The organism is Microcoleus sp. AT8-B5, assembly GCF_036705565.1.
In the GTDB taxonomy this organism is placed as follows: Bacteria; Cyanobacteriota; Cyanobacteriia; order Cyanobacteriales; family Microcoleaceae; genus Microcoleus.
The window spans coordinates 30,050-44,728 of record NZ_JAUBUY010000026.1 but is presented as its reverse complement, the minus strand read 5'-3'; the positions used below and the strand labels follow the sequence as shown (position 1 = coordinate 44,728).

Genomic DNA, 14,679 nt, shown 5'->3' with positions numbered 1-14,679 from the left:
GTTTCTAACAACGATCATTTTACTTTTGGAAAAGCAAATCGCGCTCAATAATAGGGAAATAACCAGAGGAACTTTTGACTTGAGCAGGGTGACACTTCAAACCTAAGATGGATGTCGATCGTTCTGCGGTAATAATATCGATATCTAGACAATTTATTTTATCGTAGAGTCCCACGTCTGAACCATTTGCGGGATTCGGCAGAGGCGACGGGGAATTTTCTGGCTGTTTCAAATACCAGGTTAGTCCGTCTCATCAGTTTTCCGTGTTGCTGCATATTACCCATTGCTGTTGCTGGTTTTCGCGCGAACAGATGGCACTTGCACACAGATAAATAAGTAGATTAAGCTGGAAAATAAATAAGCCCTCTCTTGCAGCGAGTGAAACGAAGCAATCGCTCTGGTTACGCCCGCGTTACCTTCTGTTACATTGTGGTAAACTTTATTTGCGCCTACCTACTTAAAAACCCGGTTTCTTTGCGTAAACCAGATGGTAAATTTAGGCAAGGTTCTGTTCGTCTCAACGGTAAACGGGCGATCGTATTTACCCAATACAGGGCAGCCTGCTTCCTCCCGTGCCGACGTTTGTGTCAAGTTTGACCGCGCGCCTTTTACCTTTGTTAATTTCACAAACTTAATCCTATGCACATATTCACCGCCGGCGATCGCAACTATATTCTGGGGTTGGCAGCACTTCTTAAGTCTATAGATTTGAATGTTAGTAAATCGGGACAGGAGCAGGTAAAAATTACCATTGTATCTACCGGCATAGCTCCACAGCAAAAGGAACAGTTACAGAATTGCTGCAAATACCAGATTGAATGGCAAGAATTGCAATCTAGTTACGACCAACTTCTTTCTCTGTCAGGTTCTAAACTTGCTTACGTTAAATTGCAGCCTGAAAAATATACCAAGGAAACAGAAAGGCTGATTTGGCTCGACAGCGACACGATCGTTCTGGGAAGTTTAGATCCACTGTGGAACCTCGATCTTCAAACAATGCCGATAGCAGCCGCACCCAATGTCTGGGGAAATACGAACAATTCTCAAGATCGAAACCCTTATTTCAATACGGGTGTTTTAGTTTACAACATGAAGCTTTGGGAGGAAGAGCAACTGTCCGAAAAGTTGATGGAAAACGCTCGATTAAACCTTTGGGGGGATCACGATCAGGGTGCATTAAATTCTGTTTTAGCGGGAAGGTGGAAGCAATTAGACCAAATCTGGAAAAACCACAAGACTGATGATATGTCAAGTAAAGTGATGCACTTTATGTCAAGACCGAAACCGTGGGAAAGCTCAACCCCCAATCAATTATGGCTCGATATGTTGTCTCAGACACCGTTTAAGGACGAAGTGGAAAAAATTCCCAAGAATTTTAATTGGTTGTCGAGATTTAAGATAAAATACAGAGCATTTGGCCAGTGGTTGAGGGAACCGACAACCAAGTTTAAGAGTTACCTGAAGAAACAAAAACGTTAAGGTCAATCAATTTTAGATTTTAGATTTTAGATTTTAGAATTGAAGCATTGACTTGCGCGAGATGAATCACGTGGCGGGTATCCTGGATGCGAGGGGGTCAAAATTGGTCTTTCATGCCGCGCAATCGAGCGAAGGTTTGCACTGGATCGGAGGTGTTGGTGGCTGATTGGAGGTTGGGAAAATCCCAGCGCAAAAATGGGTTTGTGCTTTTTTCGATGCCGATCGATGATGGTATTGTAGGTTGCGATCGACTGCGCGCTTCCTTGACTTCGGCGAAGCGCTGCTGTAAATCGGGATTGTCGCCATCCACACTCAAGGCAAATTGCAGGTTGTTCAGCGTGTATTCGTGGGCGCACCAGACTCTCGTACTATCGGGCAGGTTTCGGAGTTGCCGCAGAGAGGCTAACATTTGGGCGGGAGTGCCTTCTTTGAGCCTGCCGCAGCCGCCGGCAAATAAGGTGTCGCCGCAAAACAATTCGCCGGTTTCGCTGGGGTTGCTGGGGGGGAAATAGTAGGCGATGTGAGCTTTTGTGTGGCCGGGTAGGAAGAAGACTTCGGCGGTTCTGTTGGCGAAAGAAACTCGATCGCCCGCTTGTAAAAACACTTGCTGTCCGGGTATTCTGCCTCTATCTTCTGCGCCACCATAAACTTTAATTTGGGGAAAGCGATCGATCAGTTCCTGATTGCCGCCTACGTGGTCGCTGTGGTGGTGGGTAATGAAAATTGCGGTTAATTCGGCTCCGAGCGATCGCAGTTGCTCTAATACTGGCTGCGATCGTGCTGGATCGACGACTGCTGCGGTGTGGCGATCGGGGTCGTGCAGTAAAAAAATGTAATTGTCGGACAGTACCGGAAGCCGATAAACCTGCATAGAAAAGTGCCTCTCTCGGAAAAATATTATATAATTAAGTTACTCTGAACGCTATCCGAAGGCTGATTGCAGATTTATTAAGTCCGCATATCTATCTTGGGATGTAAAACTTGGGATGTAAAACTTGGGATGTAAAACTCGGATACGTTATTTCTGCTGTGCCAGCAAATTGATTTGCGGTCGAGTACGCACCATTTTTGAGTCAATAACTACAATCGGCTTTAACTATTTTGGCATAAAAGCGATCGAATAAATGCGAACATCTCACAACAAATCAAACTTAACAATTTCTCAAAAAGTCGATCGGATTGTAGCGTCTGGTAAGATAACTCGCAGGGAACACTTAGTTTTGACTTCGGCTATCCTGTCAGATGATAAAATTTCAGAAGAGGATCGACATCAAATCAATCGGATATTTGATTATATCCAAATTGGTCGCCTCAAGTTTATCGATTGAAAACAAAGACTTGCACAGTCAGCATCTATCTGGAGTATAAAAAGCGTTTTTTAGGAGTGCGATCGTCCCGTCGGGCACAGCAAAGCCTATATATTTCGCTTGAATTCTCCGGCTCACGCGGAGTGTGAAGGCGTCAGTTGTGGCAGTCTCAAATTAACAAGGCTCTTAGCAATCCCAGCTACAAAAACAGGCAGAATAAAATGAGTGCAGACAAACCAACTATTTTGGTGACGGGCGGAGCTGGATATATTGGCTCTCACGCAGTATTAGCGCTGAAAAACGCCGGTTACGGTGTGGTGATTTTGGATAATTTAGTTTACGGTCACAGAGATTTAGTAGATCGGGCTTTGCAGGTGGAGTTGGTAGTTGGCGACACGAACGATCGCACTCTTCTCGATAACTTGTTTGCTACGCACAAGATTGATGCGGTAATGCACTTTTCGGCTTACGCTTACGTGGGCGAATCTGTTACCGACCCAGCTAAATATTATCGCAACAATGTCATCGGCACTATTACGCTTTTGGAAGCAATGATCGCTGCTGACGTGAAGAAATTTGTGTTTTCTTCTACTTGCGCGACTTACGGTGTACCGCAGAAAATCCCGCTCACAGAAGACCACCCGCAAAACCCGATCAATCCCTACGGTGCTACTAAGTTAATGGTAGAACGGATTTTGTCGGATTTTGACGCTGCGTATGATTTCAAGTCTGTTTGTTTCCGCTATTTTAACGCGGCTGGGGCTGACCCGAACGGGTTGTTAGGAGAGGATCACAATCCAGAAACTCACCTGATCCCGCTGGTGTTGTTCGCGGCTTTGGGTAAACGAGATTCGATCGCGATTTTTGGCACGGATTACGATACTCCTGACGGTACTTGCATTCGGGATTACATTCACGTTAACGATTTGGCATCTGCTCACATTTTGGGATTAGAATATTTGCTAAATGGTGGCAAATCAGATTTTTTTAATTTGGGCAATGGGGGCGGGTTTTCGGTGAAAGAGGTGATAGAAACGGCTCGCCAAGTGACTGGAAAAGAGATTAAGGCTGTTGAGTGCGATCGGCGTCCAGGAGACCCGCCTGCTTTAGTTGGCAGCAGCAAAAAGGCGATCGAAATCTTGGGTTGGTCTCCAGAATATCCCGACATTAAGGATATTATCTCCCATGCTTGGCAGTGGCATCAAAAGCGTCACACTTAGCATAAACTCAAATAAAAAAAGTGCAAAAATTGAGTCTAAAATAATGTTAAACAGTCACAAAGATTTTTGTTTTTGCACCTTAGCTTTTGGGAAAAAGTATTGCGAATTAGCCAAACAACTAGCAGCAGACTTAGAAACTCATTCTCTAGGGACGATGCTAGTTGTTTGTACTGACTACCCAAATGACTTTCAGAATTTGACGAATGTTTTTGCTTTTAAAAAAAGTCGCGAAGGTGTAGATTATTGTTATAATGATAAACGATTTGCACTAAAAAAAGCCTTAGAATTATTCCGAGTGGCAATCTTTGTGGATGCAGATACAAGAATCATAGGAAAAGTGCCGGAGAGAGAATGGATGTCAGGAATTACTTGTAAAGGGTTTATTCCCATTCTAGAACATCCACCTAATCAATCTTTGCCAGGTAGAAAAGAGGCAATTGATAAATTAGCAAAAAAGCTAGAAATACCATTGGAACCTGTAAGTTTTGTTCAAGAAAATTTGTTCGTAATTGCGAGAGACAATGGGAAAGAAATTCAGTTTATTCAAGAATGGGGAAAGATTGGAAGATTTTTTGAAGTGCAAAAAGTCAAAACAAAAGACGGTAATCCCATTGGGTTAGCAACTGCTAAAGTTGGGTGGAATATTCGTAATGACGGGTGGCAGGAACTCGCTCAAAGTATGGAGCATTCTTTTGCTCATTGGGACTGGCAAAAAAATCAAGTAAGAACCTTTTGGGATAAAGTTTGGGATAAATTGCAGTTTGAGCATTGGCAATATCTCTATAGGTTATTAAAAACACAGTTAATTGCCTTATTAAATTTCAATTTTTACTATCGCTAGAGAAAAGAGATGTATAGAGGATTTATCACCATTTTAATTGGATTGTACTCATTTCAAGACTGCATACATTTTCTAGCTTCAGTCAGGAAGTTTCACCGCGAACCAATTATTATTTTAATAGATAGAGTCCCTCTAATTTTATATCCTTTACTTCAGGTGTTTGGAAATGTCATATTGAAACCTGCACCGTCTCACGAAAATCCTGTTTTAGCGTCGCGGCTAGCTAAGCTGGCTTTGTATCAACAATCTCCTTTTGAGAAAACTATTTATCTGGACTGCGATATTTGTTTGCTATCGCCAATATATGAAGTTTTTGACTATCTTGATGAAGTAGATTTGCTGATAACAGAAGATGTGCAGCCTGCGATTGCTAAAGCTGCAAATTTATTAAGAGTCAAGCAGGATATTCTGTCAACTTTGCAGTCTGTCGGGTTGCCGCTAAATGAAAATAGCGTTCAATACAATGGCGGATTTATCGGTTTTACGAAAAGCAGTAAAACTCAGGAATTGTTTATAAACTTTAAGAAATATTTCGAGATGGTAGTGGCGCATCAAAATGTGCTACTGTTGAAAGACCAGGGAGCTTTTGCGGCGGCTGTTGAATCAGTGAAACCGAAAATGACAACTTTGTCCCCGGTTTACAACTACTTGGATAAGTGGAAAGATGTTTATACGATCGACAAACCGATTAAAGTAATGCACTGCACTTATCCTTACCGCCCTCAGTACGCGAAGAACGTGACGCGATCGCTCTTTACTAGAATAGTCGATCGCACGGCTAAAATATTTTTACCAAATCAACTTAACAATCCCTGGCGTTTAAAATAATTAAAGTTTGTTGGCAAACTGCATCAAAAGCAACAAAGTTTTGCCCAAACACAAAAAAATTAGCCTCAACATATCCGAAAATTTACCTAGAAGAATTATTGCTGGCTTGAATAACAGTCTTGGGTTCATTATTGTGTTTTTTTACCAAAAGACGCGTTGCTGCCCTTTCCCGTGGTTAAAAACCTGGTTGCTTTGGTCGGGAGTGCGTGAGTCCCCATCGCCTTGACAAAAGCTCGGTTAAGCAGGAAAATTAAACAAATGTTTTAAACAAAATACTCAGTGAAAGTTTCATTAGTAGTGAGCGATTTGTCAGGAGGAGGTGCAATTCGTGCTTTTTTATTAGCTCAAGTCTTGATAGAGCTTAAATGTGATGTAGAAGTTGTTGGATTTCAGTTTGGCAAGGAATTGTACGCTACTCCTCCCAGAGACATCCCGGTATGTGCGATACCGGGGAAAAATTATCCGGGGTTTTTAATGGATGCTCAAAAACTTTGGAAAAAAATAGATGGGGATATTATTTATGCAGTTAAACCTAAACCTACAAGCTTTGGATTATCACTGCTAAAAAAACTGGCGACTCGCCACTCTATAATTTTAGATATAGACGACTGGGAACTGAGCTGGTACGGGGGAGATGAATGGCAATACCGTCCCTCTTTCAAACAACTTTATCGAGATATTTTTAAACATAACGGTCAATTGAGAGAACCAGATCATCCCCTCTATCTCAAGTGGATGGAAGGTCTCATTCACCGTGCGGATGCAGTCACCGTTGATACTGAGTTTTTACAACAGCGTTTTGGTGGTGTATATTTGCCTAATGGTAAGGATACTGCAATGTTCGACCCTGCTAAATACAATCCTGAATTGAGCAGACAGCGTTACGGCTTGTCCGGGTATAGAATCTTAATGTTTCCCGGTGCGCCGCGACCTCACAAAGGTGTTGAGGATGTTTTGATGGCCCTCGAACAGTTAAATGAACCCGATTTAAAATTAGCGATCGTCGGCGGGAGTCCTTATGATGATTATGATGATAAACTTGTGAAACAATGGGGACGTTGGATTATTAAACTGCCAAGGTTTCCAGTGGAGACGATGCCGTCGGTTGTAGCGGCGGCTCATGTTGTCGTTGTTCCTCAGCGAGAAACTCTCACAGCCGTGGCTCAGTTTCCGCTCAAGCTGACAGATGGTATGGCAATGGCTAAGCCTGTTTTATCTACGCGAGTGGGGGATATTCCATCAATTTTAGGAGGAACGGGTTATTTAGTCGATCCGAGTTCTCTCGCTCAAATTTCACAAAAAATTCAATGGATATTTCAAAATTTGACAGCGGCTAATTTACAAGGAATGAAAGCTAGGGAAAGATGTGTGAAAAAATATAGTATTCAAGCAATGAAACCGATACTTTCAGAGATAATCGCAGGTATGTAAATGTTATTTTAAAACGACTCAATGGAGGAAGAAAAGCTGGCTGTTATTAAAGAATATTTTAAGATGCCGTACTGTTTAGCTGGGAATGCTTCATGTCTGCCAATAAGCTACTCCTAAAATTTGCCAGACGATATCCCGGCAGGATTCTCTTAACTGTGATGCTGGGCTTTTCTGGCGCTTTATTCAACGGTATCAGCACTACTCTGATTGTACCAGTGCTTTTAAGTTTTTTAGAGGAAACTATCGAGCTGCGGGGTGCTCCACCTCTAATTAAAACTTTGATGTATCCCTTTGAGGGAATGCCCGGAAATCAGCGTTTAATGTTGATGACCGGGGCGGTTGTGCTGGCAATTTTTTTAAAAAATGTTGCGAGTTATATCAATACTTTAGTAGCTACTTCTCTGACGCGCTCTCTGACTTTTGATTTGCGAGAAGCAGGTTTGCGGTTGTTGTTAGAAGTAGATTTAGATTTTTACTCTAAAACAAAAGTCGGGGATTTAATTAATAGATTGGGCGGAGAGATTGGTCGGACTGCTAGTGCAGTTGGTACGGCCATCGGAATGTTTACTACGTCAATCACGGTTTTGGTGTTTCTGGGCCTGCTACTTTCTATCTCGTGGAAACTGACGGTGACAGCTACAGTTTTGCTGGCGTTAGTTGCTTGGGCAAATCAATATATTATTAACCGTTCCAAGCATTTTGGCCACCTGCTTTCTGAAATGTCGAAAGATTATTCGGTTAGGGTGCTGGAAACCATTACGGGGATTCGGCTCGTCAAGTCAACTGGGAACGAGGAAAGGGAGTATCAGCGGATCAAGTATTTAATTCAAAGGCGAGAACAAGCGGATTTTCAGGCTCAGGTAAATTATGCGGCGATCGCCCCAATTAACGAAGTTGTTAATTTGATAGTTATAATTCTGATTGTATTTATAGGCCGCACCATATTTGCGAATGAGATAGAGTCTATTGCTACAATTTTATTAACCTACTTATTGGTACTTTTTAGGTTAATTCCTTTAATTTCACAGTTGAATAGCGGGCGCAGTCAATTTGCTAATACGTCGGCTAGTGTAGAGGTGGTTAATGATTTTTTGAGCTGCGAGGACAAGCCATTTATGCTGAACGGTTCTGTGCCTTACACTCATTTGCGATCGGGAATTCATTTTAATAAAATATCTTTTAGTTATCCCAATCACAAGAATTTAGTTCTGCAAGGAATTGATTTATTTCTACCTCACGGCACTACTTTAGCTTTGGTAGGAACTTCGGGTTCTGGCAAATCAACTTTGGCAGATTTACTGCCGAGATTTTACGATCCAACTGAAGGTCATATCTCGATCGATGGTAGAGATTTGCGCGAATTTGAGCTGAAAAGTCTCAGACAAGCGATGGGTATTGTTAGCCAAGATACGTTTTTGTTTAATGCTTCAGTGCGCGAAAATATTGCTTACGCTAGGCCTCAAGCGACTGAGGAAGAAATTGTGGAAGCGGCGAAGGGAGCTAATGCTTACGAGTTTATCCAACTGTTGCCGGAGGGGTTGGATACTCAAATTGGCGATCGGGGCGTGATTTTATCGGGAGGGCAGCGTCAGAGAATTTCAATTGCTAGAGCCCTGCTGCAAAACCCGGAAATCTTAATTTTAGATGAGGCAACGAGTTCGCTGGATACGGTTTCGGAAAGGTACGTACAAGCGGCGATCGAGAAATTGAGTTGCGATCGCACCACCTTAGTCATCGCCCACCGCCTCTCCACAGTCCAAAAAGCCAACAAAATCGCCGTGATCGATCGCGGGCAAGTAGTAGAAATGGGTTCCCACGAAGAATTGCTAGCAAAAGGAGGATACTACACTCGCTTGTATTCAGTGCAATTTGCCGAAGAAACCGCTCGCGATGAAGCTCTAATTAGAGGTTCTTACGAAATTCGCACCCGCCTGACTCCCATGATAGCTTACCTCAAATTGCTAGTAGATGAAATGGTAGACTCTCCCGAAGAAAGAGACGAATTAATCAGAGAATCATTTCATTCTGCTGCTAATATTTTCACGACTTTAGAATTTATAGAAAAGACTATTAAGCGTCAGGCTGTTAAAAAGTAGTCATTAGTCATTAGTCGGTTGGCAGTTGGCAGTTGGCAGTTAACAGTCAACAGTCAACATTCAATAGGAAAAATTCCCAATTCCCAATTACCATGTCTAAATATTATGTATTTTTCACCAGAAATGTCTTGCCACAACCCAATGTAGCGAGCTTAGTTCAAGTTGCACACTCTGCTAATGCCGCAGCAAACCTCGGTTATCGAGCCGTTTTGGTATACCTCCGTAAAGGCTGGAGTGCTTTGAATCCGGTTGATTTGCTTTTTCCTTTTCAACCCAGGAAACCAGATGACAAACTTGCCAATATTTACAATATTCAAGATAAATTAAAAGTAGCAGATTTACCGATGCCGTGGCCGATCGACCTTTGGGACAGCAAGTGGACGAGTTCCAGTACAATAGTATCAAAATACTACTTACCGATTCACCTGCTTAAATCAACTAAAATTGTCCACACCCGCGACTGGAACTTTGTCAAAGCAGCAGTTAAAAACGGAATTCCCGCTATCTACGAACAGCACCACCATGAAAACAAGCAATTTGAATCAGAAATTGTCCGCAATCCTCTGTTTCAGATTTCCGTAACTGTTGCAGATACAGTCCGAGACAGCATGATTAAGAATGGAATGCCGCCGGAAAAAGTAATTAAACTGCACAACGGTTTCAATCATTTGTTTCTCGCGAGACAAACAGAAGCTGCCCAGAATTGGCGACAGAAATTATTAGAAGATGACAGACAGCATTTAGCAGTTTATGCGGGAGGACTTTACCCGTTTAAAGGTGTTGATATGTTGGTGGATGTGGCTGAGGAATTGCCACTGGTTCAGTTTGCGATCGCGGGCGGTGATTCATCCCAAGTAACAGCATACCAGCAATTAGCAAAAGACAAGCAAGTTAACAACATTAAATTTCTCGGCTACATCCCTCAAAATCAACTGGCTAGCTTGCTGCAAGCAGCCGATGTTTTGACTCACCCGCACTGTTTGACAGAAGCCGCGACGTTCACATCTCCTTTAAAATTCTTTGATTACATGGCATCGGGAACTCCGATTGTTGCGACGGAGATTGCATCTTTAATGGAATTTAAATCGGGAAATATAGCAGCAACTTGGTGCGAACCGGATAACCCGCACCATTTCGCGCAAAGCATTCGAGATTGTTTAACAAAATATCCGAGGAAAATCGAAGGTTATGCAGAAACATTGAATTTTGTCAAGCAATTTTCGTGGGAAAATAGGATAGAAAGAATTTTAAGTTATGTGGATGAGTCATTGGTAGGGTGCGTCAGTCCGCAGGCGACAGACAATTGATAAAATTATCAAAACTGACGCACCATTAACTGTGCGGTGCGTCAGCTTTTAAATTATCAATTATTGCGAAAATCACCCAAGCTGACGCACCCTACATACGACTAATTATGAACCCAAAAATCATCGGCACAATCACCACCTACCCAGGCATGAATCAAAGCGACTGGCTGTGGCAACAAACCCCCCAAAACTTCGGCAAATGGGGCAACATTCAAATGCTAGCCAACCACCCAGAACCAGACTTTCTACTCATGTATCAATTCGACTTTCCCAAGCCGCCCAAAAAGCAGTCATGGCTCGACAAAATTCGCCGTCCAAGCCCCAAAAATCCAGAAAATGACATTCGAGACAAATTGCGCGGTGTCCCCAAAGAACGCATAATTTACCTGATCCGCGAGCCGCCATTACCCGAAGTTATTGAAATTACCAAAGCCAACTACGAACAAGCAAAACTTTATTGCGGTTACGTTTCCGGGCCAGACAATTTCGCACCAAAACCAGATTATATGCCCGCGATTTGGTATCACTCTAACTCGTTTCGAGAACTGAATGAAATGCCTGCGCTGCCGAAAACTAAATCCTGTTCTTGGATTACTTCAGGTGTTAGCCGCAGCGCCAATCACCGCCAGAGATTAGATTTTATCAAATTGCTGCAAGAACGAGAATTAGATTTTGACCTTTACGGGCGAAACTTGCCAACTTGGGCGCGTGGAAACGGCACTGTAAACAATAAATGGCACGCCGTCGCACCATACTATTACAACTTAGCTATTGAAAATTATGCCGAAAATGATTGGTATGTCAGCGAGAAGCTTTGGGATGCTTTGTTAGCTTGGTGTTTGCCAATTTATTACGGCGGTTCGGCGGCCGATAAATTGTTGCCTGCAGGGAGTTTCCTGCGGCTGCCGAGTTTGGATGAGAAAGGAGTAGAATTTATTAAAGAGGTTGTTGCTACGCCGGATTATTGGCATGAAGCGAGGGAAAAAATTGCCGAAGCCAGACAAATCATTCTCCATGAATTGAACTTGCTCAATTGGCTGTCTAAGTTTGCATCTTAGGAAATAGCGCAATGACAGAAAACCAAAATCAACCCAGAGAATACGATGCCGTACTCGGCGGTCAAAATCCTCCCCCCCTCGGTGCTGCTGTCTTAGGCGGGATTCCCGGCGTTAAGAGTCGTTTGGCTTCACCGATTGTCGAGGTGAAAATTTCTGCACTGTCTGAAGCACTCAGACATGGGCGCGCAGGTTTAGATTTAATAATTGGGGCGCTGCAAGATGAATCAATGCAGGTGAAGTTTGCAGCCTATTCGCTGCTGAAAGATAGAGATGAACCAAATCTAAAAGAGCAGTTCCAAAAATATTTGCCTACTTTTGACTTTGATGTGATAACAGTTGATGCTAAAGGAAAAGAAAACAGTCGTCGCCGTCATTATGCTCATTTCTTTCCTGAAGACTTAGGGAACGAAGTGGTGCTGGAAATGGTTTATATTCCCGGGGGTACATTTATGATGGGCTCGCCAGCAACAGAAGAAGGTAGAGACAGTTGTGAAAGTCCGCAGCATCAAGTAACAGTACCCGCTTTTTTTGCAGGCAAATACCCTCTCACCCAAGCACAGTGGCAAGCAGTGATGGGAAACAACCCATCATCATTATCATGGTTTCAAGGTGAAAAACGTCCTGTAGAAAAAGTATCGTGGGATATGGCAGTGGAATTCTGTGGCCAACTCTCGCAAAAAACCGGGAAAAAATATCGCCTCCTGAGTGAAGCAGAATGGGAATATGCCTGTCGTGCGGGTACGACAACCCCATTTCATTTTGGGGAAACTATTACCCCGGAATTAGTCCGATATCGCAGACACACAACTTATGTCGGGGGTTGTCTCCCCAATGCCTTTGGACTTTACGACCTCCACGGTCAGGTTTGGGAGTGGTGCAGTGATAGATGGCACGAAAACTATAACGGGGCACCAACTGACGGAAGTTCCTGGGAAACTGGCACATCTGAATACCGAATGCAGCGTGGTGGTTCCTTGCACAGCCCTGCGTTCAGTTGCCGCAGTGCCTATCGTGTCAGGGACTCGACGGGCAACCGCCAATATTACATCGGTTTTCGCGTCGCTCTGGTTTTCGGTTCTATGCTTTAGTCTTCCCCGATCGCACTTCTCTACCATTTTACTAAATGGTTCGGCGGTGGACACCGCAACTACATAAACCAAGTCCGCCTTCGCGGACTAATAGATATGAACGGAATTTGCACCCTAGCCAACGACACAGTTTACGACCAACTAATTGCCTTGCTCAACAGTATTGAAGTTATCTTAGGCTCAAATACTTCTGTCTGTATTTATCCTTTCGACGACCAGATACAGCAAATCAAAGCTGAAATTGTGAACCGTTCCAACGTCTTTATTTATGAAGATAGCGCCTCAATTCAGCGATGGGACAAATTCATGCAAGCAGCCGCACCAGAGCGTTTGAACCGCAAAAAATTCCGGCTTTACGGCGCACACCGGCGCTTTTGCGCTTTCGACGGCCCGTTTGAAAAGTTTATCTATATGGATGCGGATACTTTGGTGATGAATTCCCTTGAGGCGGTTTTTCATAAGTTAGAGGAATCGGATTTTGTGGTTTATGATTTTCAATTTCGCGATTCAACTAAAGTATACAATATTCAGTCACCAAAACTGCTCGAAGTTTTTGAGCAAAATCGGATAGACTCGGAAATATTTTGTTCTGGATTTTACGCCAGCAAGCAAGGATTGTTTGAGCAAGATACTAGGGAATGGCTGTTAGCTCAACTGCAATCGGGCGAGGCAGAAATTCTCTATGAAGGTGCGGGAGAACAGCCGTTGCTCAATTATATGGTGATGAAAACGGGGATGAATAGCTATAATTTTGCTTATAGCCTCCCCGATGGCGAAAAAACCGGGTGCAGCGTCACTTCCAAACATTTTGAAGAGCGCGATCGGATTTTGTACGATAAGGGAAACCGACTTACTTACATTCATTATATTGGCGTGCAGCCGGATTTAATTCGGAGAGTTTGTGCGGGCGAAAATATTGGGTTTCCCTATCGCGATTTGTTCCTGCATTACCGCTATCTCCGGGAACCGGAAAAGCGGCCGATTTTTGCCCAACCGCCAAAGTCTTATACTGAGATTTCTGGGGCGAATTTGTTAACCAGGGTATTGAGAAGGTTGAGGATAAATGTATGAATCGCGGTATTTATATTGTGGCGAATGATAAGGTGATCGAAAGTGCGATCGCCCTTTTAAACAGCATACGTCTGTACAATTGTCAAGTACCTGTTTTTCTGATTCCCTTCGACGACAATTATCAGCAAGTCGCAGCCGCACTCAGCAGTCTCCACGGTGTGCAATTGTTCCCAAATCTGGAGTTTGTGGAACAGTTTACCAGAGAAATTGGCCAAATGTTCGATCGCAACTTTTTAGCCCTCCCCAACAAAATGCGAAAACTCGCCGCCTGGTTTGGCCCCCTTGACGAATTTCTGTACATCGATACCGATATCATCGTCTTTGAAGATATCGCAGCCAACTTAAACAAACTATCAGAAGTAGACTTTTTTTGCTGCGACTATCACCACCTCAGCGAAAAACTGCGAAATGTATTTTCACCCGCTGTAAAAGAACAAAATATCTTTACAGACTCACAGCTTCAAGATGTATTCAACAGCGGCTTTTGGGCTTCGAGAAAAGGAACGATTACAGAATCGCAAATGTATGAAATTTTGCAAGAATGTTCGCAGCATCGAGAATATTTTGACTTTACTCAAAATGTCACCGATCAACCTATACTAAATTATATCATTCTTAAACTGATTCCCAAACGCTGCAACCTGGTTAAAGATTCAGCAACCGAACCTGGAAGCTGGGCTGGTTCTAAACATTTTCAAGAAATAGATTATGTTCTTTATGACAAAGGCAAAAGGTTAAAATATATTCACTGGGCTGGAATACCGATTAAATCGGGTAGTCCTTATTGGCAACTTTGGAAACATTATCGTTATCTCAATGAGGAAAAACCAAATTTAGTGCAAAAAATATTTCTGGCTTTCAGTAGGTGAGGATAAACTCATATGTTGTATCATTATCAACAAGCTTGGAAGAACAGGCAAGATGCCTGTTCCACAATTCATAAATTTGGTGGT

The 14,679-nt window shown here is 43.0% G+C and carries 14 protein-coding genes; 12 read left to right on the top strand and 2 right to left on the bottom strand.

Features of this window, described 5'->3' with window-relative positions:
* Positions 1-19 precede the first annotated feature (19 nt).
* Positions 20-232: a hypothetical protein gene (locus QUB39_RS18375; RefSeq protein ID WP_333210308.1), complete on the bottom strand. Its 213-nt coding sequence runs from the start codon at positions 230-232 to the stop codon at positions 20-22.
* Between the two features lie 407 nt (positions 233-639).
* On the opposite strand from QUB39_RS18375, the gene QUB39_RS18370 reads away from it, so the two are divergent.
* Positions 640-1,479, top strand: a complete 840-nt coding sequence (locus tag QUB39_RS18370) for a glycosyltransferase (protein WP_333210310.1) — start codon at positions 640-642, stop codon at positions 1,477-1,479.
* Between the two features lie 97 nt (positions 1,480-1,576).
* On the opposite strand, the gene gloB is transcribed toward QUB39_RS18370, so the two are convergent.
* Complete coding sequence (gene gloB, locus QUB39_RS18365) at positions 1,577-2,350, bottom strand: hydroxyacylglutathione hydrolase (RefSeq protein ID WP_333053828.1); 774 nt, start codon at positions 2,348-2,350, stop codon at positions 1,577-1,579.
* Positions 2,351-2,603: 253 nt separating this feature from the next.
* Between gloB and QUB39_RS18360 the strand changes: the two genes are divergently transcribed.
* The 11 genes from QUB39_RS18360 to QUB39_RS18310 all read left to right on the top strand — a co-directional run bounded on the left by QUB39_RS18360 (position 2,604) and on the right by QUB39_RS18310 (position 14,595).
* Positions 2,604-2,807, top strand: a complete 204-nt coding sequence (locus tag QUB39_RS18360) for a hypothetical protein (protein ID WP_190659093.1) — start codon at positions 2,604-2,606, stop codon at positions 2,805-2,807.
* Between the two features lie 200 nt (positions 2,808-3,007).
* Complete coding sequence (galE, locus tag QUB39_RS18355; protein ID WP_333053827.1) at positions 3,008-4,006, top strand: UDP-glucose 4-epimerase GalE; 999 nt, start codon at positions 3,008-3,010, stop codon at positions 4,004-4,006.
* Complete coding sequence (locus QUB39_RS18350) at positions 3,972-4,847, top strand: hypothetical protein (protein WP_333053826.1); 876 nt, start codon at positions 3,972-3,974, stop codon at positions 4,845-4,847. Before galE ends, QUB39_RS18350 begins: the two co-directional genes overlap by 35 nt.
* A 9-nt stretch (positions 4,848-4,856) precedes the next feature.
* On the top strand, positions 4,857-5,675 hold the full coding sequence (locus QUB39_RS18345; protein ID WP_333053825.1) for a hypothetical protein: 819 nt from the start codon (positions 4,857-4,859) through the stop codon (positions 5,673-5,675).
* 279 nt (positions 5,676-5,954) lie between these two features.
* Complete coding sequence (locus QUB39_RS18340; protein WP_333053824.1) at positions 5,955-7,106, top strand: glycosyltransferase family 4 protein; 1,152 nt, start codon at positions 5,955-5,957, stop codon at positions 7,104-7,106.
* A gap of 92 nt (positions 7,107-7,198) precedes the next feature.
* Positions 7,199-9,202, top strand: coding sequence for an ABC transporter ATP-binding protein (locus tag QUB39_RS18335; protein ID WP_333210313.1), 2,004 nt, complete (start codon positions 7,199-7,201; stop codon positions 9,200-9,202).
* A 92-nt stretch (positions 9,203-9,294) separates the two neighbouring features.
* On the top strand, positions 9,295-10,509 hold the full coding sequence (locus tag QUB39_RS18330; RefSeq protein ID WP_333210315.1) for a glycosyltransferase family 4 protein: 1,215 nt from the start codon (positions 9,295-9,297) through the stop codon (positions 10,507-10,509).
* A 107-nt stretch (positions 10,510-10,616) separates the two neighbouring features.
* Entirely contained in the window at positions 10,617-11,567 is a 951-nt protein-coding gene (locus QUB39_RS18325; protein WP_333210317.1) for a glycosyltransferase family 10 domain-containing protein, read from the top strand.
* Between the two features lie 11 nt (positions 11,568-11,578).
* The gene (locus QUB39_RS18320; protein ID WP_333210319.1) at positions 11,579-12,655 is read left to right on the top strand and encodes a formylglycine-generating enzyme family protein; all 1,077 of its coding nucleotides are present in this window, start codon (positions 11,579-11,581) and stop codon (positions 12,653-12,655) included.
* Between the two features lie 96 nt (positions 12,656-12,751).
* Positions 12,752-13,726: an Npun_R2821/Npun_R2822 family protein gene (locus tag QUB39_RS18315; RefSeq protein WP_333210321.1), complete on the top strand. Its 975-nt coding sequence runs from the start codon at positions 12,752-12,754 to the stop codon at positions 13,724-13,726.
* Positions 13,723-14,595, top strand: a complete 873-nt coding sequence (locus QUB39_RS18310; RefSeq protein WP_333053818.1) for an Npun_R2821/Npun_R2822 family protein — start codon at positions 13,723-13,725, stop codon at positions 14,593-14,595. The genes QUB39_RS18315 and QUB39_RS18310 overlap by 4 nt, the downstream gene beginning before the upstream one ends.
* Positions 14,596-14,679: the final 84 nt, after the last annotated feature.